Genomic DNA, 23,111 nt, shown 5'->3' on the forward strand with positions numbered 1-23,111 from the left:
TCTCTCCGGCGTGCCCGGGGAGAGTTTCGAAAACGCGGGCTAGTGTATTCATGTCGAGCAATGATTCTGCTTGTGGCCTTATGTGCCGCGCTGCGCAGTTCCGTGGCAACAATAGTACGGAGCCGCGCTGAGAATTTGTGTCTAAAGTATCACGGGATTTTCGTCGGCGATAGATTCTGGTTTTTGATTTGTGTAATTTTGTAGATTTTTATGCCACATTCGGGGTAATCCCTCAGTAAAATTCTTGGATTTCACAGTGGCTCGTCAATCCCGGTTTGCGGATACAGCAAGCGCACGAGACGAACTGCCTCGAATCCGGAACTGGGCAATCAGCGCACGCTCAAGCGCTGTTTGTCGCTGGTCTGGAGCGCGAGTTGTCGTGGCACGATTCGAGGCGCCGATCGCCCCACTTAGCTCGCGACAGCTCGCGACGCTGGCGGTGGTCTACGAAGCCGGGCCGCTTTCGCTTGCGCTCGCTACTTCGCGTGTTCGCGTTTTGCATGGCGCCGCCGGGTCATGCAGACATAGTCGTCATGGAACAGTCGATGGTGGCGGGTTCGGCCGACCAGCGCCGGCAGATTGCCAATGGCCAGGTCAAGCCGGCCGACGCGCATGGTAACCAGCTTCGCGAGTATCTGCAGCGCTATGGATTTTGTTTCGAAAGACAGCCGTCGTGAAGGGATTGTGGCTCTGATGTGATGGACGACTCCCGTTAAGCGGCACGCTTCGCTCGAACAGCAGCTCCTCGATGTCGCGAGGCTCAGGCCCGCTACATGATTAGCAATGCCTTCGTAACGATGTGCGTAGTTGGAGTGACCGAGACTGCAGGATCCGGTGCAATGGAGATGCGTCGATCAGCCATTCCCAACGACCGTATCAAGAAGACGTCGCCCCGCACGATACCCGGCATCGCGTGCCTCGTCTTCGCTTTGAAATGTCTCCTCGAATTCCTGGAACCGCTCGCTCTGGCCGGCAATGTGTGCGTTTGCACCGTGGCGGCAAATGTAGCCAATGAAGTGGTAGAGCGTGCCGGGCGCCGGCGGGCCATAGGCAAGGACCGGAAGTACCCAGATTTCAAAGCCTTCGTGCTCGATCTTGTCCCACATGGCAGCCTCCATGCCGGTTTTCCCGAGATCGTAGCATGCAATACCTGATCGACCGTCGGGCTCGGACCGGTGTACCACTCATGGCGCCGCGGCGTCGCCCTGTTTTTTGTGCTGCGACGCCATCTGCTCCTGCTGGGAAGGGGGCACCGGATCGTAGTGGCTGAGCTGGATGCTGTAGCTGCCGTGCCCGCCAGCGATGGCGTTCAGACGCGATTGATAGTCGTTGAGTTCGGACAATGGCACCTGCCCCGCAACGACCACGGCGTTGCCGGCGGCGGCGCGTGTGCCATGGACCTGCCCGCGCTTGGCGGACAGATCGCCGATCACGTCACCCATCGTCGCTTCCGGCGTCATCACCTCAATGTTCGCGATGGGCTCGAGCAGGATAGGCTGGGCCTTCAGCACCGCATCGATGAAGGCTTTGCGCCCAGCGGAGACGAACGCAACTTCCTTGGAGTCAACCGAATGGCTCTTGCCGTCGAACACGGTGACTCGCACGTCCTGCATCGGAAAGCCGGCAAGCGGCCCGCAGCCGATGACCTGCAGGACGCCTTTTTCCACCGCCGGCATGAACTGGCCGGGGATGGCGCCGCCCTTGACGGCGTCAACGAACTCGAAACCCGTGCCGCGCGGTAGCGGCTCCACGCGCAGCATCACTTCACCGAATTGCCCGGCGCCGCCGGTTTGCTTCTTGTGGCGATAATGCCCTTCAGCCTTGGCGCCGATGGTTTCCCGATAGGCGATCTTCGGTGGCCGCGTCACGACCTCCAGCTTGTACTGCTCGGATAATCGCTCCAGCATGAGGCGCAGGTGCAGCTCGCCAAGACCTCGCACCACCGTCTCGTTGGTGCCCACCGGGTGTTCGATCCGCAGACAGGGGTCTTCCGCGCTCAGCTTTTGCAGAATCTCCCAAAGCCGCTGCTCGTTGCCCCGGCGCGCAGGTTCGATCGCCAAACCATAAATGGGCGTGGGGAAGTCGAGCGGGGTCAGATGGATGTTGCCGTCCTCGGGAGCGTCATGCAGCACGGCATCAAAGCTGATCTCGTCAACCTTGGCCGTCGCGCAAATATCGCCTGGGCCGGCTTGCGGGACATCCACGTGCTCTTTGCCCTGCAGCATCATTAGATGGGTGACCCTGAACGGCTGGCGACCTTCACCGATATACAACTGGCTATCGCGCCTGATCGTGCCCTGATGGATGCGAAACACGGCCATCTTGCCGATGTAAGGGTCCACGACGATCTTGAAGGCGTGGGCCAATACATGCTTGTCGGCGTCCGGCTCGGCGCGTATGACTTGCTGGCGGTCCCCAGCATCGCGGTAGAAGAGCGGCGGGTTGCCTTCCATGGGATTGGGCAGGAGGCGGACGAACACATCGAGCAATTCCGCGATGCCGGCGCGGTTGGCCGCTGATGTGAAGCAGATAGGCACCAGATGACCTTCGCACAGTGCCCGCTCAAAGGGTTCGTGCAGCTGCTCCGGGCTGATGGCCTGACCTTGCTCCAGATAAATATCCATCAAGACGGGGTCCATCTCGACCACTTGATCGACCAGCGCGTTGTGCGCAGCCGCAACAGACAGGAAATCGGCGTCGCCGGCGGGATTGAAAAAGCAATCCACGACCTCACGGCCGCCCTGCGCTGGCAGGTTGATGGGCAGGCATGCCTTGCCGAAGGTCTGCTGGATTTGCGTCAGAAGTGCCGGAAGGTCGACCTTTTCACCATCGATGCCGTTCACGATGATCATTCTGCAGAGCTTGCGGTCCTGCGCCCACGCCATCATGCGCCGGGTTGTCATTTCGATGCCGGTCTGCGCATTGATAACGATGGCGGCAGTCTCTACCGCGGGCAGGGCACTGATCGACAGCCCGGAGAAGTCCGGATAGCCGGGCGTATCCAGCAGATAGACGCGGGTATCCCGGTAGTGCAGGTGAACGACGGCGGAGTTCAGCGAATGCTGATATTTGCGTTCGAGCGGGTCGAAATCGCAGACCGTGGTGCCGCGCTCCACGCTACCGGGTGCGTGTAACACGCCGCCCTGGTGAAGCAGGGCTTCGACCAGCGATGTCTTGCCGCAACCGGCATGCCCGACGAGAGCAATGGTGCGGATGGCGTCGGGGCTATAACGCATGGCCACCCTCGTCCATTAGTGGATGTGGGGCCATTATTGGCGAAAACGGACCGGTGTGCCATACCGGGTAATCGTCACGTGCGTCACCTGCGTCTCATCCATCGTTGGGCCCGCGCAGTCACGGCGCTGCCGTCCGCATGTTTTCCATGCGCGGGCGAAAGCGAACTATCCTTAAAGAGTCGTGCACAAAGTTCTCTTGTTTCCTTCTAGAGGAGGTGCGTCATGTCAATGTCTGCCACTCTCCAAGACTGCCTGAGCAGCAAGGGCTCCCGGTACGAAATCGTGCATCATCCGTTCAGCCATTCCAGCATCGAGACTGCGGCGGCAGCGCATATTCCCGGCGACCGTCTCGCCAAGACAGTGCTTCTCGAAGACGAACACGGCTATGCGGCGGCTGTGTTGCCATCGACCTACGCCGTGCGGCTGTCCTCACTTTGGGCACTGACCGGACGCCACCTCTGGCTGGCCAAAGAGGTCGATATACGGGAACTGTTCAAAGATTGCGACGTGGGAGCGCTTCCGCCCGTATGTACGGCCTACGGCATGCGAACCTATCTTGACGAGAGCCTCGTCCGCCAGCCGGATGTCTATTTCGAGGCCGGCGATCATGAAGAGCTGATCCACATGAGCACGGATCAATTCCTCGATCTGATGGACCGAGCCGAGCGCGCACGCTTTGCCCGTCGCATGCAGGGGATGCCATCTTCCTGAACGGCGCCCGCCTGGTGTGGCAAGACTTGCGCAGTGCGGCATACCGGGCACTGCGCCACCCAACCTTTGCGCGAGGCATATCATGCAACGCAGCAATACGGTCTTGAAGCAGGTGATGGCCGCCTTCGAACGCGAATCACACCTGAAACTGCACCATCATCCCATTCATATGAGTTTCAACGGCGATGCCTTGACCGTGTCCGGCGAGGTGCCGGATATTGCATCCAAGAAACGCCTTCTTCAGTTAGCCCAACTACACAGCGAGGGGACGCGTCTGGTCGATCAGTTGCGTGTCATCGCCAACCCGCCGGTTGGTGATGGCGAGTTACGCACACATATTTGCGAACGGCTGGCGCAGGCAGCGGAGTTCCGCAACTGCGTGATCTGTGCGCGCGTCAAGGGCCAGCTCGAGGTGTTGCGCGGCACCATGGACCAGGCGGGCAACGACGGCAACGGCGGCGTCGAAGTGACGGTCGAGGACGGTGTGGTGACTTTGACGGGGCAGGTGGCCAGTCTGTCGCACAGGCGCCTCGCGAGTGTGACTGCCTGGTGGGTCGGCGGCTGCCGCGACGTGGTGAACCTGCTGGAGTTGGCGCCCGCCGAAGTGGACGGCGACGATGAGATCGCTGACGCGTTGCACCTGGTACTCGAAACCGATCTGCGTGTGCGCGCCGAGCAGATCACCATCAAGGTGGAAAACCACAGGATCACGCTAGCAGGTTGGGTGGCGACGGAAGCCGAAAAACGGCAGGCGGAACAGGACGCGTGGTGTCTGGATGCTATCGATGGCGTCGTCAATCGCATCCAGGTGCGTGCGTGATCTGACCGCAGGCCCGCTTAGGACGTTGTCAGGTTGCTGGATTGATTGCGTGGGATGGCGCGATCAAGAAATCGAAATCGCGCTATCACGGTCACCGTTTCCCTGCCGCTTTGCTCACCGGGTGAAAGCAACGCGACGCAAACCAGGCGGCACATGGCACCTCGACAAGAGGTTTGTCGCGCTGCGCCGTTTACGGTTTTTCCTCCATTCGATGTCCCACGTGGCGGGTATTCGCCATTTCGGGACAGTCAACGCCTACGTTTTTCCGAACTCCTGATCGGCGCCGCCGCCATGAGATGAGGATGGGTTCACCGCGTACGCTGACGCGGTTCCGCTTTGTATCGCAATGTATCTGCTCGGCGCTCTGATACGTGCGCTCACAAAAACCGCCGTTCCTCGACACATGCGGGATACGTCTGCCAGCTCAAATACGTCCATCGCGCAGTGAGGCCGCACAGCAACGTAGATGCCCCGATCGCCCGCGCTTAACCCGGACGCATCACTGGCAGTCTGCAATTTGTCCTTCAATGTATTGCACATGCAACATGAGCCGACCATGACTTTACCCGTTCAACACACAGCGGCAGACGACGTGAGCAGCGAGATCGCGCAGACGTGTCTGCTGACGCGTACGCGGCAGATTTCCAGGGTCTTGACCGCGATCTACGACGAGGAACTACGGCCGTTCGGCATCGTCTCCCCTCAATTCACGCTGCTCGTGCTCATCATCGAGCTTGGACCAATCAGCCGCTCAGACCTCGGGCGCAAGAACCATCATGATCGGTCGACGTTGACAAGGAATTTGCAACCGCTCATCTCGCAGGGGTGGGTTTCCGAAGGCTTGCCCGGAGAGGATGGTCGAAGTCGCCCCCTTTCGCTGACGGAACAGGGCAAAACCTTGCTCCGCAGCGCCGCGTCGGCGTGGTCGTCTGCACAGACAAAGGCCAGGACGCTCCTCGGCGAGGTCGGTGCCAACGCGCTCATGGGCATCGCGGGCGAGTTGCCGCGCCGCACGAGCTAATTTTTTTAGTCGTCAATGTTGCATATGCAACACCACCAGGGCGCTCTGTGCCCGTTCTTTTCAGTCAAGGAGTTTGCAATGAAAGTCGTCAAAGCCGCCGCAGTCCAGATCAGCCCGGTGCTCTACAGCCGTGAGGCAACCGTCGAGAAGGTCGTGCGGAAGATCCTCGAGCTTGGCCAGAAGGGCGTGCAGTTCGCTACGTTCCCGGAAACCGTGGTGCCTTACTACCCGTATTTCTCCGCTGTCCAGACGGGCATTGAGCTTCTGTCTGGAAAAGAGCATCTGAGGCTGCTCGAGCAGTCCGTGACGGTACCGGCGCCCGCGACCGACGCGATCGGCGAGGCTGCCCGGCAGGCGGGCATGGTGGTGTCCATCGGCGTCAACGAGCGTGACGGCGGCACGATTTACAACACACAGTTGCTCTTCGATGCCGACGGCACCTTGATCCAGCGCCGCCGCAAGATCACGCCCACCCATTACGAACGCATGATCTGGGGCCAGGGCGACGGCTCGGGCCTGCGCGCCGTCGACAGCAAGGTCGGCCGCATTGGTCAGTTGGCGTGCTTTGAGCACAACAACCCGCTGGCGCGCTACGCGATGATGGCCGACGGCGAGCAGATCCATTCGGCCATGTATCCGGGCTCCGCCTTCGGCGAGGGGTTTGCCCAACGGATGGAAATCAACATCCGCCAGCACGCGCTGGAATCCGGCGCCTTCGTCGTGAACGCCACGGCCTGGCTGGACGCCGACCAGCAGGCGCAAATCATGAAGGACACGGGCTGCGCAATCGGTCCGATCTCGGGCGGTTGCTTCACCACCATCGTCAGACCCGACGGCATGCTGCTGGGCGAACCGCTGCGCTCGGGTGAGGGCGAAGTCATCGCCGACCTTGATTTCTCGATGATCGACCGACGCAAGGCCTTGATGGATTCGGCCGGCCACTACAACCGTCCGGAACTGCTCAGCCTGCTGATCGATCGCACTCCGACTTCGAACATTCACGAACGCACTGCGCACCCCAAGTCGAGCATTGAGCAAGGCTCGGACGATCCGCGCGCCACGGTTGCCTGAGCATAGTGAACCCGGTACGGCACACCTGCGCGCATTGAGCACGGATGCCTTCTTTTAATTAACTCTCTAATGCATGGAGATGCACTTTGAAAGTCATTGCCAGGATGGCTGCCGCGAATATCCGAACGCATTGCGCCCTTAAGTGTGCATATGCATAAATTGACAACATGACGTCAGGCGTGTGACACAAGCGAAGCCGCGAAAGCCGCCTGATTTCTATCTATTTGAACTCATCGAAAAGGCAAATGAAATGACGACTCAAGCTACGCAAGATCCCCCGATTCTTGTAACCGGAGCCGCTGGCGCTATCGGTGGCATTGGCCGCAACGTCACTGAGATGCTTCTCGCCAAGGGGCATAAAGTCCGCGCCCTGGTACGCCGTGAGGATGAACGCGCAGAAGATCTGCGCCGGCTTGGCGCCGAGGTCATGGTGGGCGACCTGACCGACCTCGCCTCGATGCATCGCGCGATCGAAGGCTGTTCGCGCATCTATTTCGGCATGTCGATCTCGTCGGCCTATCTGGAGGCGACGGTCAACATCGCAGCAGTGGCGCGTCATCACGGTGTTGAGGCCTTCGTGAACATGTCGCAAATGACAGTCACGGAAATGAGCATCACGCAGACCACCGACAGCCCGCAGCACAAGCTGCACTGGCTTGCCGAGCAGGTGTTGGCATGGTCCGGGCTGCCGGTCGTCACGGTGCGCCCCACAGTCTTTCTCGAAGGCTTCTTTCTGCGTCTCGCCGATGCAGGCGTGCGTGACCTCAATGAACTGGTGTTGCCGTTAGGCAGCAGCCGCACCTCGCCGATCTCAGCCGTCGACGTGGCACGCGCCGTATCCGTCATCCTCGACGATCCCGCACCGCACATCGGCCGTGTCTATAACCTGACCGGATATGAGTCGGCCGATCTCGAACACTACGCGCATGCCTTTTCCGACGCGCTCGGCCGGACGATCCGCTATCGCGATGTGCCGGTTTCGGCGTGGGCCGACAAGCTCCAGGGAGCGGGTGTGCCAGCGCATCTCGTCGGTCACCTCGCCGTGATGGCCGAACTTCATGCGCAGGGACGATACGACCGCATGACAGACGACCTGTTCCAGCTCACGGGCAAAGCGCCGACGAGCATGTACGACTTCGTGAAGCTCCACGCCGCCGAATTCACCCGGGGCGAAGCCGCCGCTTAACGCCATCACGTTCTTACATCGTAACCAATGACGCGTGAGATCACGTCGCTATTGGTCGAGAACCTGGCTTCATCGCCAATCGGAAAGCTTATGTCAGACAACTTCCTTCCCCAGTCACCGTCTCGCCGTCACTTTGTTAGTGTGGCCGCAGCGGTAGTCGCTACGGGCTCTCTGAGTCAGCTCGCTTTTGCGCAAACGAATCAAACCATCACTGACGTTGCGCAGCCGACCGGCGGCGACAAGACCGCCATTCGGCCGCTTCGCATACATGCGCCTGAGTTGCACCTGATCGACTTGCGGCGACGCATCAAGGCGACGAGATGGCCTGATCGTGAGACCGTTACCGATGATTCGCAAGGCGTGCCGCTCGCGACGATTCGGGAACTCGCGCGTCATTGGTCGACCGATTACGACTGGCGCAAGGTCGAAGCGAAATTGAACGCGCTGCCGAATTTCGTGACCGGGATCGACGGACTGGATATTCATTTCATCCACGTTCGTTCTAAGCACGAAAGTGCGATGCCGCTCATCGTCACCCATGGCTGGCCTGGTTCGGTGATCGAGCAGTTCAAGGTTATCGATCCGCTGGTCAATCCGACGGCTTATGGCGCGAGCGCGTCGGACGCTTTCCATCTGGTGATTCCGTCATTGCCGGGTTATGGTTTTTCTGGCCGACCCACCGAAACCGGCTGGGGCCCGGAGCGCACCGCGCGTGCCTGGGTCGTGCTGATGAAGCGCCTTGGATACGCGAAATTTGCGGCGCAAGGCGGCGATCTCGGCGGGGTTGTCTGCAACGTGATGGCCAGGCAGGCGCCGCCGGAATTGCTGGGCATTCACGTCAACTTCCCCGCGACTGTCCCCGCCGAAATTGCCAAGGCGCTTCAAGCCGGCGATCCGACTCCCCCCGGTCTTTCGGACGACGAAAAGCACGCATACGACCAACTGAGCAGCGCGGCCAGGAAGCGACGCGCCTACGCATTGGAGATGGGCACACGCCCGCAAACGCTCTACGGCCTGGCCGACTCGCCGATCGCACTGGCAAGCTGGTTGCTCGATCACGGTGACGGTTATGTTCAGCCGGCCGCCGCGTTGAGCTCGGCTGTGTTCGGGCGCGACGTCAATGGAGAATCTTCCGGCGCGCTAACCCGGGACGACGTGCTCGACGACATCACGCTCTACTGGCTGACGAATACAGGGGTTTCCGCAGCGCGCTTCTATTGGGAGTCCCACATCAACTTTACAGGCGCCGCCGATGTGTCCGTCCCGGCTGCCATTAGTGTCTTTCCTCGCGAGAACTATCAGGCCCCGCGCAGTTGGACCGAGCGGGCGTATCACAACCTCATCTATTACAACAGGCCCGACAAAGGTGGTCACTTTGCGGCGTGGGAACAGCCATACCTGTTCGCACAAGAGGTTCGCGCAGGCTTGAGACCGTTGCGCACGTAACACAACTGAGGAGGTGGATGTGATGATCTAAAAGCACTTGAAGAGGGCGGCCACCTGGACGCACTACTTGAGCGCGCGACGCTTAATGGTTGATTAGCGGGAAACTATGTGATCGCAGCGATGGAGGCCGCTCGCAGAAGCGCCGAGTCAATGAGCTGAAGAAAGCGAGCCAGCTCACACAATTTGCGTGGAAATGATGCGTTTGCACGGCGCCAAATATCTGATAGAGTGTGTATGCACATTTGAACTGATTTGCGTGAACCGACTGATCGCCTGCGACGAATGCAATCGCTTCGCTCTGCGGTAGGTCGCCCGTCGTGTGCCGCAGATCTACGAGCTTAACGTTGCGCCTGGCGTTAGCCAGTGCCCGTTATTCAACTGATGAGAGGTGGCGAACATGCGCGATGTAGTGATCTGTAATCCGGTGAGAACCGCAATTGGTGGCTTTGGTGGCGCACTAAAGGATGTTCCTGCAACAGACCTTGGCGCGGCAGCCGTGCGCGAGACCATACGGCGGAGCGGGCTCGATGCGAAGGAACTTGCGTCGGTCGTGATGGGCAACGTGGTTCAGGCGGGCAACCGGATGAACCCGGCGCGTCAAGCCGCGATTAATGGCGGCGTTCCAGTGGCGGTGCCAGCGCTTACGGTCAATCGCGTGTGTGGATCGGGTGCGCAAGCAATCGCTTCCGTTGCACAGGAGATATGGCTTGGACTGGGTGACGCGGCCGTTGCCGGGGGCATGGAAAATATGGATCGTGCTCCATATTTGCTCGACGGCGGCCGTTGGGGCTATCGAATGGGCAATTCGCAAGTCTACGACAGTATGTTGCACGACGGGCTTGTCGATGCGTTCTCGAATGAGCATTCGGGATGGCACACGGAAGATCTTGTGACGAAGCTCGCGATTTCGCGTGAAGCGCAGGACCGCTGGGCTGTACGTTCGCAACAGCGCTTTGCCGGGGCACAAGAACGCGGCGTGTTTGACCCGGAACTGGTAGCCGTGGAAGTCAAAGGACGAAAGGGTACAGTGAGTTTCTCCCGAGACGAAGCGCCGCGCCCGGAGACGACTATCGAAACGCTCGCGAAACTGCGTCCGGCGTTCCGGTCCGACGGATCCATCACCGCCGGCAACGCGCCAGGGCTGAACAGTGGCGCTGCGGCCATGCTAGTCGCCGAGCGTGGCTTTGCCGAAGCGCGTGGCATCGAGCCATTCGCCCGGCTGGTCGCGTTCGGTGTCGCGGCGGTCGAGCCGGGCATGTTCGGACTCGGCCCAGTGCCGGCCGTGCACATGGCGCTTGAACGCGCGGGCTGGAAGCTCGCCGATGTCGACCGGGTCGAAATCAACGAAGCGTTCGCGGCTGTGCCGCTCGCCGTCATCCAAAAACTCGGGCTGGCGGACGACATCGTCAACGTGGAAGGCGGCGCGATCGCTCACGGTCATCCGATCGGTGCGACCGGCGCGGTGCTGACAACACGCCTTATCCATTCGATGCGCCGCGATGGATTACGGCGCGGCATCGTCACCCTCTGCATTGGCGGCGGGCAGGGCATCGCACTGGCGCTCGAGACAGTTTGAGCACAAACGGGCAGGCTGGGCCACAGGCGGCCGTAGTCGCTGATGCACTCACGGTCGCTGGTCGTACAAACGTCACCGACGCTTCACGCGAGGGATAAATTTCGCCTGCCTTGGGCGTTGTGCGCGCCGCCGGCGCCATTCCATTGTCCAGCATGATCATCGGCCAGCTGCGTTGACGGTTCCGGTCAAGCGCAAGCGTGACTGGAGGACGCATATTGCTGTTCGAGCTTCGCGCTGTGACGCCTTTGCGAACCATCAAATAAACCCGATCAATTTACAGAAGCCGATCGATTTGACCATAGCGTCCGCGAGCTGCTTAATATGTCTTCATTGGGTCTACCAATAGTCAAGTGCCATGCTGCCAACGCATATCGGGTACTTTGTTGCGGTTGAAGAACAGCACAAAGTCACTCGCGCGTCCGCGGTATTACATGTATCTCAGCCCACCCTGCCGCAACAGATCAGTCAACCTGAGGATACGCCAGGTGCGCAGTCGTTCGATCGGTCGGGACGAACACGCCGCGGCGTTCTTCGAAGCGGTTGCATTAGAAGCAGCATCGAGTGGTCCAAGAGATCATGACTGAAAGCGATTGACCACGGCTCAGCACCGGCTTCGCCGTCAATACTACTGGTGCATAGCCGCGTTCGCTATCGGATGATATTGCTCATCAGCCCGGTTTTTTTATCGACGCGATGAGAATGATCAATTGTTCTTTTCTGGTTTCCTCACGCATCATCCAAACGAAGAGCGATATCTTCGGCATCGAGTGCCGTCTGATGTGCGCAATCCAGCGCCTGACCCCGAATGCGTCACGGCACCCGAGAGTCTGTTGCACGCAAGAGGATTTCATTGATGAGTACGCCACCCGCACAGCTGGGGATATCCGAACGGACCACGTTGGCTATTGGAGAGGTCGTGGCAAGGCGCGGTGTCGGCCTCCGCGATGCCTTGCTGTTTGCCGGCCCCGCGATGGTCGCATCCATCGCGTACATGGACCCGGGCAATTTCGCCACGAATCTCCAGGCTGGTGCCCGGTACGGATATTCGTTGCTTTGGGTTGTGCTGGCCGCCAACATCATCGCGATGTTGTTCCAGGCATTGTCAGCGCGCCTTGGCATCGTCACGAACCGCAATCTCGCGGAAATGTCCCGGGAGCATTTTCCGGCGCCGGTCGTGTATGCAATGTGGGGAATCAGCGAAATCGCGGCGATAGCGACGGATCTTGCGGAGTTTCTGGGCGGCGCGATTGGCCTCTCGCTGCTGTTTCATCTGCCGTTGCCCATCGGTATGGTTGTGACCGGACTCGTTACTTATTGCATCCTGATGGCTGAGAAACAGGGGTTCCGGCCCGTCGAACTGATTATCGGCGGTCTTATAGGCGCCATTGCCCTGTCCTATGTCATAGAACTGCTGATTGTCCACGTTTCGTGGGGAGCCGCCGCGCACGGAGCATTCGTTCCGCAACTGCCCGGTTCTGGCGCGCTGCGCGTGGCCGTCGGCATTTTCGGTGCTACTGTGATGCCGCACGCCATCTATTTGCACTCAGGCCTGACGCAAAATCGCGCGCCTGCACGCACCAATGCTGTACGTCGCCGGCTGGTGCGCTTCTCGAACCGTGAGGTCATCATTGCATTGACGCTGGCCGGTCTGGTCAACATGGCGATGGTCGTCATGGCTTCTGCCGCATTTCACGCGGGCCATCCTGAAATAGCTGAGATCGAGACTGCTTATCACACGTTGACGCCTTTGCTTGGCGCGGGCGCGGCCGGAGTCTTCCTGGTTTCGCTTCTAGCCTCGGGTATTTCCAGTTCGGTGGTCGGAACAATGGCGGGGCAAATGATCATGCAAGGTTTCGTGGGCTTTCGTATTCCTGTCTGGCTGCGCCGTCTTGTCACGATGGTGCCTGCGTTCATAGTTGTGATGCTCGGGGTCAACGCGACCGACGCGCTCGCCTACAGCCAGGTGGTATTAAGTTTTGCGCTGCCAGCGCCGATGATTGCCCTTGTGATCCTTACCAGTAGACGCGACGTCATGGGGCCGTTTGTCACCAGGAGGCTGGTATCGATCGCTGCCATTGTTGGGACCGCAACGATTCTGGCCCTTAACGCGATTCTTTTGCTTCAGACGTTTGGTGTTGGGATGCCAGGGTTGCCTGCTGCCGGGTGACAGCGACGCTACGAAAATCGTCAATGCCGTTTGCAATCAGTTTCAGAAGTGGCCGCCACCGGTACGACTCTGGTGCGAGCGCTCCGACCGCTGCTGCGAAACAGGCTGGTCGCCAGCGAGACACAAACGCGGGGCGTGCGCCGCCTGCAGCTGGTTCTCACCGATGGCGGTCGCGCGAAGCTGGAGGAGGCCACCGTGCATTGGCGCGCTGTACAAGACGAGTTCGAACGAAAATTCGGACCTTCACAGGCCGAGTTTCTCCGTCGCGAACTTTTCCGCCGTGCAGCGCAGCGACGCAGCCGTGCTCGCTGCGAAACGAGAACTTGAAGTGCTGAATGCCGAGATTACGGATGCTCAGGCTCGCGTCGGGACAGCACTGGCCGCCCAGCGAGTGGCCGCATTGAACGTTGAGTACACGACGATCCGCTCGCCAGTCGACGGCTACATCGGAAGCCGGACCGCTCGGGTAGGCATGTTGGCCAACATCGGGGCTTTGCTACTGACTGTCGTGCCCTCGCAGAGCCGGGCTGACGACCTGGTCCTTCGCCGTATCGGGACTTAAGCGGCATGGCTCGAAAGGGTTGCCGATCATTGAGCCGTTCGAGCATAAATCTGCGCGGCGGCGGCATTCATGAGCGCCGCCTGCCTCTCTACACTGACTCCCATGCCATACGACATGGCTAACCAATCAACCCAGAGTCCAGGAGTCAGCAATGTCCCGTCTTACTACGATTAGCCCCGAAGCCGCTACCGGCGTGACCGCCGAAATTTTCTCGCAAATCAAGAAAGCCGCCGGCAAGGTACCGAACGCTTACGCGACGATTGGCACCCACAGCCCGGCCGCCCTCGGTGTCATGTTGTCGCTGGACGGCGTGATCGGCAGCGGCAGCCTGCCGAAAGCCGATATCGAAGTCATCAAGCTAGCTGTCAGCGAAGCTTCTGGCTGTGATTATTGCGTGGCCGCCCATACGCTGATGGGCAAGTTCGCCGGTCTGTCGCAGGAAGCGATGAAGCAGGTCCGCGCCGGCGCCGCAACCGGCGACGCCAAGCGCGACGCGCTGGTAAGTTTCGTCCGCACGCTCGTGAAGACTTCCGGAACGGTTGACTACGCCGAACTGAACGCAGTGCGCGAAGCCGGCTACACGGAACAGCAAGTGATCGAAGTGTGCCTCGCAGTGGCATCGATCACCTTCTCGAACCTCGTGAACCGGGTGAACGATACGACGCTGGACTTCCCGGCTGTCGCGTAAGTTTCACCAAGGCAAGCTCGACCATTGTGGGCACGCTGCTCGCCGTGGTCGAGTTGTATTGGCCACGCCTGCGGCGATCCACTCATCGCAGGATTTCGTCCGGGTCGTACTTTGCCGGTTCAAATGCGTGAAGCACGGCGCAGTGCAGGTCATGTGCAAGCACGATGCCGCGTGCGCGCACGCGGGTGTGAGCGCCGACCTGCAACAGGCCGTCGTCGATGAAGCGCGCGTAGCCGGTCAGCTTGTGTTCGGCCGGAATGCCATCTACGCTCTGCAGCACAACGCCCATCAGCCGGTCGCGCTCGCTCTTCACCCGCCGCATGACCTCACGTCCGTTGACCCGTACCACGCCGTCGACATGGACACCACGGCCACATCAATTTGAACAGTTTTCACGACTTCCTCGACAGAAGCATGCGCAATACGGGGAGGGCAGTACGTTCGCGCAGGATCGCGGACGCTCGGGTAGAATCTTCCTGCTCTCGTTGCAACTACTGCATGTCGAGGTGCTCACCGCGCTAACTCTCAACCGGCGCAAGAACCTGCTCAAGCGGCTCATATGGATCTGCTAAGTCGAGTCCTTTCCCTGATTCCTGTCAGCGGACGTCTGGACGTGCGTTGCCACTTCGGCGCGCCATGGGCGATCGCGAAAGAGACTGCCGCCGTTCGTGAAATTCCTTATCACGTGCTCCTATCCGGAAGCGCGGTGCTGGAATATGGGAACAGCGCGCCTGAAAAGCTGATAGCGGGTGACATAATCGTTTTTCCAGCTGGCGGCGCTCATCGGATTCACGACGGCAGCGGAGAGTCGGCGATGCCGCTGAGCGCACGGCAAAATGGGTCGCTCATGGTTGCCGAGAACGAAGGTTCCGGGGCCAACGCCGACATCCTGTGCGGCCGTTTCCTGGTGGGAGCAGTGCCTGACCGTTTGCTGCGGGACCACCTGCCAGACCGCCTCGTCGTGCGCAGTGCGAATACCGCACTTGGCAACGGGAAAGACGATGAACAATCAGCGGCGAGCATTGCCGGCACGCGTCTCGGCCGCCTGATCGAACTGCTGAGGGAAGAGGCAGTAGACGAGGGTCCGGGAAGTGAGATGCTGGTGAACCACCTGTCGGCCGCACTCTTCGCGCTGACTTTGCGCTTTGCAAGCGCAGGGCCGCAGGCGCCGCACGGGCTGCTGGCGCTGGCAGGACGCCCTCGGTTGCAGGCGGCCGTGTCAGCGATGTTCGAGTCTCCCGAGAAAGACTGGACACTCGATCAGTTTGCGGCGCTCTGCAATATGTCGCGGGCTACCTTCGTACGCCAGTTTCAGGAAGCGATTGGCCGTTCCGCCACAGACGTGCTGACCGAAGTGCGCATGACGCTCGCTGGCCGTACCCTGTTGCAATCCGGGCTTTCCGTTGCCGAAATTGGCGAGATGGTTGGCTATCAGTCGGATGCTGCATTCCAGCGTATTTTCAAGCGCCTTATCGGTGTGACGCCAGCGCGTTATCGCGCCACGGGCGGCAACACGTCTGCCTCGTAGACGCTTTCGCGCTGTGGATTTTCGGCTTCTTGACCCATCTTCGCAACGGTGTCGAGGTTCTCCCCAGGTCTCGCGGGTGCGCTTGCGTCCGCACGACGTTCCGGTTTCATTTGACAGACCGCCAGCCGTTATGGTGACGCGCGGAAATTCCAGGCGCGGCTCTACGCATTGAGCCGAACGAGCATCTTGATGAGACTTCCCGCCATGAACGCGGGTGGGCCGCAATATATAGTTCAGCCATACCGTCGGCGACGACAATCTCTTCAAGGAAGCCACACGATGAAATGCACCATTCAGGCTGTTCTCATCGCAGCCTTCCTCAGCGTTGCGCTGCTTGTGCACGTTGCTCAGCACGCAGCTGCTCAAGCCGTCGCTAACGACGGCCGCTGCGGCCCCACACGTAGCGCACCCAACGTTGCCATCTGCTCTGCTGCGCAGCGGTAGCGTTGCGCGTTGCCTGCTCTTCGCGGTCGCGCTCGACGCTCTTCTGAACCTGTTCGTGGATCTGGCGCAACGTCAAGCCACCGGGTCCTGTCAGTTTGTCCGGATCGGGTTTGTCTGTCATGGAAATGGCCTATTGCTGATGGGGCGACTTGATCTTGATACATATAGGCAGTCGCGGCAAGCACGCGCAAGCAGTCTACCGATCGGCGCGTAGCGAGTCCGTTCTGCTCGGCGTATTGATAGTTACGACACAAACCAGACTCCACGAATAGAGACTGGGGCCTCCGCAACCTCGGGCCTCGCCATCGGAAGACAGCACCGTGTTGCAAGCGCATCCATGCCGGTCGGTTTGACGATCATCTTGTCAAACAGGCTGCACTCATATTCACGATCAACTTCCTCGCTTCAATCCATTAGCGGACGGACGATCGTCATCTCGTTGTCGGCCTGTGCCGGAACGGTTGCAAGCGCTGCTTGTTTCAGGCGCAAGATTTGCGGAGAAACGTATCTCGGGTCCATCGTTGTGGGTCGATCCTGAAGACGCGCACCATCACCCATGTGCAGTGCCCCTGCGGTCACCGCGGTTCAATTATCGAAAGCTTCGACGTCGAGGCAGTGCCAGATGGCTGGCATTTCAGTTGTCTGCGCGATCTGAACCACGGCGGTGAGTATGAGGGGCTCGATCCGCTGTTCGCGGATACGACGCCGGCCTGTCCCGCTTGCGGACGATCCTTGGGAAGGAGACGCAGATGAATTGCCTTACTAGCTGCCTGACGGCCACTGCGCTGATTACTGCGTTTGCTACCGTGTCCGCACAGAACGCAGTTGCGGACTCCAGGGCTGGCACAAGCGACGCGGCAGAGTCCGGGCAACAAAATAGCCGGAGCGATGGCTCAGTCCGCGCCCCGCGCTCCGCATCCACTGCCCAGGGGCGAGTGGTCGAAGACCGTAGCGGTCGAGGTGCGGGCGTGCCGAGCGAGCAGGGAACCATGCGCGGAGGGCCGGAGAATCCGAGCGGGCTAAAGAAACCCGACTAGCTCGCCGGCACGCCTGAAGGAACGAAACGCATTGCTGGGTGCGTCTGAGGACACAGCAGCGACGATGAACGCTCATACCGCCTTGTGAACCAGCTTCCGCACGCTGCCGCCTACCCATGCGGCTCCGTTCGGCTAGAGCTGCTACCCCTCGTAGCACACCCGTTTGCGAGTACGACAGTCAGGGCAAGAGCAGGGACAGAAATGTGCGCATGCCAATGGCAGGCGTTTCGTATCCATCCCGGTCTCGGGGGGCGAAAGGCGGCAAGTGCACCTGCAAAAAGGAACAGATAGAGCACCCGTCTCGCGAACGCAGCACCTAAACTGTAAGCATGGTTGCGACTCGACAGAGGAGGAAGCCATGGCCGAATCAATTTCGGGAGTGATGCTGGGAGTGATCGTTCTGATCATGGCTGTGATCCTGGTGGCGGAGCACTACAGACGTGAACATCGTAGGCGCCGCCAACTCCGTTGGCTGGACACCCATCCGATGCGGGACTGGTTGCACCGTAGGCCTTGATGAATACGGACGGGGCTGGAGTGCACAGTAGTTGCGGCAGTGCCTGCAAATTGTGATGACCTTCGAGTTGTTGCGCTCGGGTCGCGGCCGCGCACACGCATTTTGCTCTGACAAAAGCGTCGGGGATTTGGCATTGGACGCGAAAATAACCGCTGCCAATCGGCATTCTCGACGTCAAGGCGCCGGTGAGAACGTGGATACGAGCGCGAGTTCAGGTGCGGCAGGAGTGCCGCAGGTTGATCATCGTATAGGCGAGCGTTTTCAACCCATAGTGCAACTGGCAGATGGAGCGTTGCGGGCAGATGCCGGGCGGGAACGCCGGCCGCAAAGCAGGCCATCAAGCAGCCTGCAGAGACCGCTCTGGCAACCCCGAACCAACGTGCCAGGCTTGTAAAGTTACACGGGCACTGCGGCGGGCCGCATGAGATCGTCCGTTTCCTGGCCGATCCCGCATTCTGGTCAGTCCAGTCCGTTGGCCGGTGCCTCCATCGAGTCTGCAAACGATATGGACAAGCCCGTCATCGTCGCGGTCGACGACGACCCTGAAGTGATCGACGCGGTCGCCCGCGACTTGCGGCTCGGGTACGGCGAGCACTATCAGATCGTGCGTGCCGGGTCGGGGCAGGCAGCGCTCGAAGCGGCCCATCAGCTGCGGTTGCAGAACCGCCCGGTTGCGTTGTTCCTGGTCGACCAGCGCATGCCGCAAATGAGCGGTATCGAGTTCCTCGAGCAGGCGATCGCGCTGTTCCCCGAAGCGAAGCGGGTGCTGCTGACGGCGTACGCCGACACGGATGTCGCGATCCGCGCGATCAACAAGGTAAGGCTCGACTATTACCTGCTGAAGCCCTGGCATCCGCCTGAACTCAGCTTCTACCCGGTGCTCGACGATCTGCTCGAGGCCTGGCAGGCCGCGTGGCGCGCAAGCTTCAAGGGGATCCGCCTGATCGACAATCGCTGGTCGCCGCAAGGCCACCAGTTGCGCGATTTTATGGCGCGCAACCATATTCCATACAAATGGCTGGACGTGGCGAGCGGTGGCGAGGCGGACGTATTGCTGAGTTCGCTCGATGCCGCCGCGAGTCAGCTTCCAGTGCTGATTTTCGAGGACGGCTCGACGCTGTGCCGCCCGACGATTGCGCAGATCGCCGACAAAGTGGGGCTCGTCACCCATTCGACCACACCCTTTTACGACCTGCTGATCGTGGGAGGCGGACCGGCGGGGCTGGCCGCTGCCGTGTACGGTGCGTCGGAGGGCTTGAAGTCGGCCATCATCGAGCACGAAGCGCCGGGCGGACAGGCGGGCACCACCTCCCGCATCGAGAACTACCTCGGGTTCCCGTCCGGGGTGAGCGGCGCGGAGTTGTCGCGGCGTGCGCTCACCCAGGCGAGGCGTTTCGGCGCCGAGATCATCCTGACCCAACGGGCGGTCGGCACGCGGGTGGAAGGCCCGTACAAGTTCGTAACCCTGTCCGACGGCTCGCAGGTGAGCTGCCATGCGCTCGTGGTGGCGAGCGGCGTGGCGTACCGGAAGCTGGACGCACCCGGCGTGGAGCGCCTTACCGGAGCGGGTGTCTACTATGGTGCGGCGATTACCGAAGCCGTCTGTTGCGCGAATCAGGATCTCTATGTGGTCGGCGCGAGCAATTCGGCCGGCCAGGCCGCGATGTTCCTCTGCAAGTATGCGCGCAAGGTGGTGATCGTGTGCCGTGGCGCTTCGCTCAGTGCCGGCGTCTCGCGCTACCTGATCGATGAGATCGACGAGACGCCGAACGTCAGTGTGCTCCCTCACACCATGGTGGCCAGCGTCGACGGGCAAGGTCATCTGTCGGAAATTACGCTGCGCGATGTCAACTCCGGCGCGCTCGAGGTTGTCCCGGCCGGCGCACTGTTCGTCTGCATCGGTGCCGAGCCTTGCACAGAATGGCTCAGCAATGTCGTCGAGCGCGACGACTACGGCTTCGTGGTGACCGGCCGCGCATTGCTCACGGACGGCAAGCGCCCGACGGGCTGGCCACTGGCTCGCGACCCCTTCCTGCTGGAGACGAGCGTGCCCGGCATCTTCGCGGCGGGCGACGTGCGCGCCGGCTCGATCAAGCGGGTCGCGGCAGCCGTGGGCGAAGGCTCGACCACGGTGCATCTGGTGCATCAATACCTGGCCACCTTATGATCGACTTTGACAAACTGCGCGCGCTGCCGCTCTTCACGGACCTGTCGGACGAACGTTTGCGGTGGCTCGCCGAACACCTGACGGAAATCCATGTAAAAGCGGGCGACGTCCTCGTTCGCGAGGGCGAAACGAAGCCTGTCTTTTTCCTCGTGCTGGAAGGAGAGTGCCTGGCTACGACGTCATCCGTTGCCAGGCAGATTCCCACTAACCGTTTCGTCGCGCCAAGCTTCTTTGGGGGCGCATCGCTGCTCGCGGGCAGGCCTTCTCCGGGCACGCTGACCGCCGCGACTGACAGCCACCTGGCCCTGCTTCCAGAACACGCGTTCCGGGAACTGCTGCGGGCCTCCGAGACTTTCAGCCGGGTCATTTTCCGTAGCACCCTCGATCGTCTCACCTCCCTCGAGGCGACCGTGCGCAATCGGGAGAAACTGGCCGCATTGGGCACGCTCGCAGCCGGCCTCGCGCATGAGCTCAACAATCCGTCCGCGGCGGTGGCGCGCACGGCGGACTGCGCGGTCGCCACCCTCGCGATACTGAAGGATGCGGCGGTCGCGCTCGGCCACAGCGCCATTCCCTCCGAAGCGATGAGCGCCCTCGACAGCCTGGGCGCGCGCAAAGGTCAGAGCAGCGGCATCGCCGCAAACGCGTTGCAACTGAGCGCGGCCGAAGACGCCCTACATGAGTGGCTAGGCAAGCGCGGAGTCGAGCAGCCATGGCTGATGGCCCCCTGCCTCGCGCGAATCGGGATCACACCCGCGGACCTCGAGCCGATTGCGGGCTGCCTGAGCGACGAACAGTTTGTGGCGAGCATCCGGTGGCTCGCAGCGACGCTGGAACTGCGCTCGCTGGTCGAGGAAACAAGGCGCGGCGCGGTGCGCATCTCCGAGATTGTCAAGGCGATGAAGTCTTACGCGTACATGGACCAGGCTCCCCAGCAGGCGGTCGATCTCCATGACGGCATCGACGATACCCTTACCATCATGCACCACCGGCTCAAGCACGGTGTTACCGTGCGCAGGGAATACGACCGCAGCCTGCCGCACCTCGTGGTGCATGGCAGCGAGCTCAACCAGGTATGGACCAACCTGATCGACAACGCCATCGACGCGATGGAGGACAAGGGTGAGATCGTCATCCGCACGAGCCGCGACGCGAACGATGCCGTGATCGAAATCACCGACAACGGACCCGGAATTGCACCGGAAGTAATGCCGCATCTGTTCGAGCCGTTTTTCACCACCAAACCGCTGGGTCAGGGCACGGGGCTGGGTCTCGACCTCTCGTACCAGACCGTGGTGCAAAGACATGGTGGAGAAATTCGCGTCGAATCGCGTCCGGGCCGCACGACGTTTCAGGTTCGCCTGCCACTTGCGCCGCGAGCGCCGGCGAGCGGATAGTCCTGTAGCCAGGCGGCCGGGCGACGGCGGCGCCCGTCTTCCGGGTGCGCGTTTTCGCCGGGGAGGGGGCCAACCATGATCGACCTCGAGAAGCTGGGCATGATGCCCGTGTTCGCGGAGCTCACGAGGGAGCGTCTGCAATGGCTGCGCGACCACCTCGCCGAGTCCGCCGTCAAGGCCGGCCAGGTGCTCATCGACGAAGGCGAAATGTGCACCAGCCTGCTGCTCCTGCTCGACGGCGAACTCACGTCGACGAGACGCGCGGAGGGGCACCTTCCCAGCGAGCGCTACAGTGCACCTGAAGTCTTCGGCACGCCGTGCCTCGTTGCGGCGATTCCCTACCCGTCGACGCTCAGGGCCGCGACCGATTGCGGCGTCGCCCGGCTTGCCGGGCCCGCGTTCCGCGAACTGTTCATGTCCAGCGGGCCGTTCAACCAGGCCGTCGCGCGCGTGATGGCCGACTGGCTCACCACGCTCGAAGCCGCGGGACAGAATCGCGAAAAGCTGGCCGCGTTGGGCAAGCTCGCGGCCGGGCTCGCGCACGAAATGAACAATCCGGTTTCGGCCGTGATTCGCGCGCTCGACTGCATGCCCGACGGACTCGATGCGCTGCAGGATGCGTCACTGGCGCTCGGCCGCAGCGCGCTGCCCCGCGATGCCCTCGATGCGCTGCAGACCCTCGCCCGCAGCAGGGGGGCGCAAACCGGCATGACAGGCGCGAATTCGCTCCGGCAAAGTGAAGCGGAAGCGCAACTCGGTGACTGGCTGGGTGCCCATCACGTGACGAGGCCGTGGCTGGCTGCGCCCTGCCTCGTCGCGCACGGGATCGGCGTCGACGAACTCATGCGGCTCGCCAGCAGCCTGAACGCCGAACAGTTCGACGCGGGCATCCGCTGGACCGTCGAGGTGCTGGAACTGCACTCGCTGATCCAGGAGGCGATGCGCGGCTCGGCGCGCATCGCCGAAATCGTGAAGGCGACGAAGGCCTATTCGTATATGGACCAGGCGCCGCAGCAGGAAGTCGACGTGCACGACGGCATCGAAGACACGCTGATCGTCATGGCTCACGAACTGAAGCGGGGCGTAACGGTCACCCGCAACTACGATCGCGGCCTGCCGCGATTGCAGGTGTACGGCAGCGAGCTGAATCAGGTGTGGACCCGGATCGTCGAGAACGCGATCGATGCGATGAAGGGTCAGGGCGAGCTCACGATCCGCACGCGCCGGGGCACGGACTGCGCGGTGGTCGAGATCAGCGACAACGGCCCCGGGATTGCTCCAGAAGCCGTGCCGCACCTGTTCGAGCCTTTCTTTACGTCGAAGCCGGCGAACAATGGTCATGCGCGGGGTCTGGGGTTGCACATCGCATACCGCATCGTGGTCCATCGGCACGGTGGAACGATTCAGGTCGATTCGCGTCCCGGACAGACGACGTTCCGGGTGACGCTGCCGCTCGGGGGCGTGCTCACGACGCCGGTCACCGGAAGAATCGGCCCGAATTGATGAAGTCCACTGCCGACCCAGGCGGATGATGTCG

General features: G+C 61.2%; 19 protein-coding genes and 2 pseudogenes. 17 read left to right on the plus strand and 4 right to left on the minus strand.

Annotated features, from left to right (window positions below):
* Positions 1-545 precede the first annotated feature (545 nt).
* Positions 546-677 carry a hypothetical protein gene (locus tag HV744_RS38535; protein WP_425497815.1) on the plus strand — a complete coding sequence of 44 codons (132 nt, stop codon included), beginning with the start codon at positions 546-548 and terminating at the stop codon, positions 675-677.
* Positions 678-854: 177 nt separating this feature from the next.
* On the opposite strand, the gene HV744_RS23830 is transcribed toward HV744_RS38535, so the two are convergent.
* Both HV744_RS23830 and fusA read right to left on the minus strand, forming a co-directional pair.
* The gene (locus HV744_RS23830; RefSeq protein ID WP_175151851.1) at positions 855-1,106 is read right to left on the minus strand and encodes a hypothetical protein; all 252 of its coding nucleotides are present in this window, start codon (positions 1,104-1,106) and stop codon (positions 855-857) included.
* A 78-nt stretch (positions 1,107-1,184) separates the two neighbouring features.
* A complete protein-coding gene (gene fusA, locus HV744_RS23835; protein WP_175151852.1) occupies positions 1,185-3,236 on the minus strand; it encodes an elongation factor G in 2,052 nt (683 codons plus the stop codon).
* A gap of 222 nt (positions 3,237-3,458) precedes the next feature.
* On the opposite strand from fusA, the gene HV744_RS23840 reads away from it, so the two are divergent.
* The 12 genes and pseudogenes from HV744_RS23840 to HV744_RS23885 all read left to right on the plus strand — a co-directional run bounded on the left by HV744_RS23840 (position 3,459) and on the right by HV744_RS23885 (position 14,484).
* On the plus strand, positions 3,459-3,947 hold the full coding sequence (locus tag HV744_RS23840; protein WP_175151853.1) for an aminoacyl-tRNA deacylase: 489 nt from the start codon (positions 3,459-3,461) through the stop codon (positions 3,945-3,947).
* Positions 3,948-4,029: 82 nt separating this feature from the next.
* Positions 4,030-4,767: a BON domain-containing protein gene (locus HV744_RS23845; protein ID WP_175151854.1), complete on the plus strand. Its 738-nt coding sequence runs from the start codon at positions 4,030-4,032 to the stop codon at positions 4,765-4,767.
* A 103-nt stretch (positions 4,768-4,870) separates the two neighbouring features.
* Positions 4,871-4,954, plus strand: a pseudogene (locus HV744_RS37555) (IS6 family transposase); the annotation flags it as partial.
* Positions 4,955-5,359: 405 nt separating this feature from the next.
* The gene (locus HV744_RS23850) at positions 5,360-5,788 is read left to right on the plus strand and encodes a MarR family winged helix-turn-helix transcriptional regulator (protein WP_246279167.1); all 429 of its coding nucleotides are present in this window, start codon (positions 5,360-5,362) and stop codon (positions 5,786-5,788) included.
* Positions 5,789-5,866: 78 nt separating this feature from the next.
* Positions 5,867-6,859, plus strand: coding sequence for a carbon-nitrogen hydrolase family protein (locus HV744_RS23855; protein ID WP_175151855.1), 993 nt, complete (start codon positions 5,867-5,869; stop codon positions 6,857-6,859).
* A gap of 181 nt (positions 6,860-7,040) precedes the next feature.
* Positions 7,041-8,045, plus strand: a complete 1,005-nt coding sequence (locus HV744_RS23860) for an NmrA family NAD(P)-binding protein (protein WP_246279168.1) — start codon at positions 7,041-7,043, stop codon at positions 8,043-8,045.
* 90 nt (positions 8,046-8,135) lie between these two features.
* On the plus strand, positions 8,136-9,491 hold the full coding sequence (locus HV744_RS23865) for an epoxide hydrolase family protein (protein ID WP_175151889.1): 1,356 nt from the start codon (positions 8,136-8,138) through the stop codon (positions 9,489-9,491).
* A 397-nt stretch (positions 9,492-9,888) separates the two neighbouring features.
* Positions 9,889-11,067 carry a thiolase family protein gene (locus HV744_RS23870; RefSeq protein WP_175151856.1) on the plus strand — a complete coding sequence of 393 codons (1,179 nt, stop codon included), beginning with the start codon at positions 9,889-9,891 and terminating at the stop codon, positions 11,065-11,067.
* 355 nt (positions 11,068-11,422) lie between these two features.
* Positions 11,423-11,647, plus strand: a complete 225-nt coding sequence (locus HV744_RS23875) for a LysR family transcriptional regulator (protein ID WP_175151857.1) — start codon at positions 11,423-11,425, stop codon at positions 11,645-11,647.
* Positions 11,648-11,920: 273 nt separating this feature from the next.
* The gene (locus tag HV744_RS23880) at positions 11,921-13,234 is read left to right on the plus strand and encodes an Nramp family divalent metal transporter (RefSeq protein WP_175151858.1); all 1,314 of its coding nucleotides are present in this window, start codon (positions 11,921-11,923) and stop codon (positions 13,232-13,234) included.
* 274 nt (positions 13,235-13,508) lie between these two features.
* Positions 13,509-13,751 (plus strand): annotated as a pseudogene (locus HV744_RS37560) (HlyD family secretion protein); the annotation flags it as partial.
* A 196-nt stretch (positions 13,752-13,947) separates the two neighbouring features.
* Positions 13,948-14,484, plus strand: coding sequence for a carboxymuconolactone decarboxylase family protein (locus HV744_RS23885; RefSeq protein ID WP_175151859.1), 537 nt, complete (start codon positions 13,948-13,950; stop codon positions 14,482-14,484).
* An 82-nt stretch (positions 14,485-14,566) separates the two neighbouring features.
* Here the strand turns inward: HV744_RS23885 and HV744_RS23890 are convergent, their stop codons facing one another.
* Complete coding sequence (locus HV744_RS23890; RefSeq protein WP_175151860.1) at positions 14,567-14,806, minus strand: hypothetical protein; 240 nt, start codon at positions 14,804-14,806, stop codon at positions 14,567-14,569.
* A gap of 237 nt (positions 14,807-15,043) precedes the next feature.
* On the opposite strand from HV744_RS23890, the gene HV744_RS23895 reads away from it, so the two are divergent.
* Positions 15,044-16,012, plus strand: a complete 969-nt coding sequence (locus HV744_RS23895) for an AraC family transcriptional regulator (protein ID WP_175151861.1) — start codon at positions 15,044-15,046, stop codon at positions 16,010-16,012.
* 373 nt (positions 16,013-16,385) lie between these two features.
* Here the strand turns inward: HV744_RS23895 and HV744_RS23900 are convergent, their stop codons facing one another.
* Positions 16,386-16,577, minus strand: coding sequence for a hypothetical protein (locus HV744_RS23900; RefSeq protein WP_175151862.1), 192 nt, complete (start codon positions 16,575-16,577; stop codon positions 16,386-16,388).
* Between the two features lie 1,938 nt (positions 16,578-18,515).
* Here HV744_RS23900 and HV744_RS23905 point away from each other — a divergent pair.
* The 3 genes from HV744_RS23905 (at position 18,516) to HV744_RS23915 (ending at position 23,077) form a co-directional block, all read left to right on the plus strand.
* Entirely contained in the window at positions 18,516-20,177 is a 1,662-nt protein-coding gene (locus HV744_RS23905; RefSeq protein WP_175151863.1) for an NAD(P)/FAD-dependent oxidoreductase, read from the plus strand.
* Complete coding sequence (locus HV744_RS23910; protein WP_175151864.1) at positions 20,174-21,574, plus strand: ATP-binding protein; 1,401 nt, start codon at positions 20,174-20,176, stop codon at positions 21,572-21,574. Before HV744_RS23905 ends, HV744_RS23910 begins: the two co-directional genes overlap by 4 nt.
* 75 nt (positions 21,575-21,649) lie before the next feature.
* The gene (locus HV744_RS23915; protein WP_175151865.1) at positions 21,650-23,077 is read left to right on the plus strand and encodes an ATP-binding protein; all 1,428 of its coding nucleotides are present in this window, start codon (positions 21,650-21,652) and stop codon (positions 23,075-23,077) included.
* Positions 23,078-23,111: the final 34 nt, after the last annotated feature.

Origin of the sequence: Paraburkholderia ultramafica (assembly GCF_902859915.1) — a bacterium.
GTDB classification, from domain to species: domain Bacteria; phylum Pseudomonadota; class Gammaproteobacteria; order Burkholderiales; family Burkholderiaceae; genus Paraburkholderia; species Paraburkholderia ultramafica.

Coding starts and splice junctions, on each gene's coding strand:
- HV744_RS38535 (WP_425497815.1), top strand. CDS start 546: ATGGTGGCGGGTTCGGCCGACCAGCGCCGGCAGATTGCCAATGGCCAG.
- HV744_RS23840 (WP_175151853.1), top strand. CDS start 3,459: ATGTCAATGTCTGCCACTCTCCAAGACTGCCTGAGCAGCAAGGGCTCC.
- HV744_RS23910 (WP_175151864.1), top strand. CDS start 20,174: ATGATCGACTTTGACAAACTGCGCGCGCTGCCGCTCTTCACGGACCTG.
- HV744_RS23870 (WP_175151856.1), top strand. CDS start 9,889: ATGCGCGATGTAGTGATCTGTAATCCGGTGAGAACCGCAATTGGTGGC.
- HV744_RS23885 (WP_175151859.1), top strand. CDS start 13,948: ATGTCCCGTCTTACTACGATTAGCCCCGAAGCCGCTACCGGCGTGACC.
- HV744_RS23890 (WP_175151860.1), bottom strand. CDS start 14,806: ATGCGGCGGGTGAAGAGCGAGCGCGACCGGCTGATGGGCGTTGTGCTG.
- HV744_RS23895 (WP_175151861.1), top strand. CDS start 15,044: ATGGATCTGCTAAGTCGAGTCCTTTCCCTGATTCCTGTCAGCGGACGT.
- HV744_RS23830 (WP_175151851.1), bottom strand. CDS start 1,106: ATGTGGGACAAGATCGAGCACGAAGGCTTTGAAATCTGGGTACTTCCG.
- HV744_RS23875 (WP_175151857.1), top strand. CDS start 11,423: ATGCTGCCAACGCATATCGGGTACTTTGTTGCGGTTGAAGAACAGCAC.
- fusA (WP_175151852.1), bottom strand. CDS start 3,236: ATGCGTTATAGCCCCGACGCCATCCGCACCATTGCTCTCGTCGGGCAT.
- HV744_RS23915 (WP_175151865.1), top strand. CDS start 21,650: ATGATCGACCTCGAGAAGCTGGGCATGATGCCCGTGTTCGCGGAGCTC.
- HV744_RS23905 (WP_175151863.1), top strand. CDS start 18,516: ATGGACAAGCCCGTCATCGTCGCGGTCGACGACGACCCTGAAGTGATC.
- HV744_RS23845 (WP_175151854.1), top strand. CDS start 4,030: ATGCAACGCAGCAATACGGTCTTGAAGCAGGTGATGGCCGCCTTCGAA.
- HV744_RS23855 (WP_175151855.1), top strand. CDS start 5,867: ATGAAAGTCGTCAAAGCCGCCGCAGTCCAGATCAGCCCGGTGCTCTAC.
- HV744_RS23900 (WP_175151862.1), bottom strand. CDS start 16,577: ATGACAGACAAACCCGATCCGGACAAACTGACAGGACCCGGTGGCTTG.
- HV744_RS23880 (WP_175151858.1), top strand. CDS start 11,921: ATGAGTACGCCACCCGCACAGCTGGGGATATCCGAACGGACCACGTTG.
- HV744_RS23865 (WP_175151889.1), top strand. CDS start 8,136: ATGTCAGACAACTTCCTTCCCCAGTCACCGTCTCGCCGTCACTTTGTT.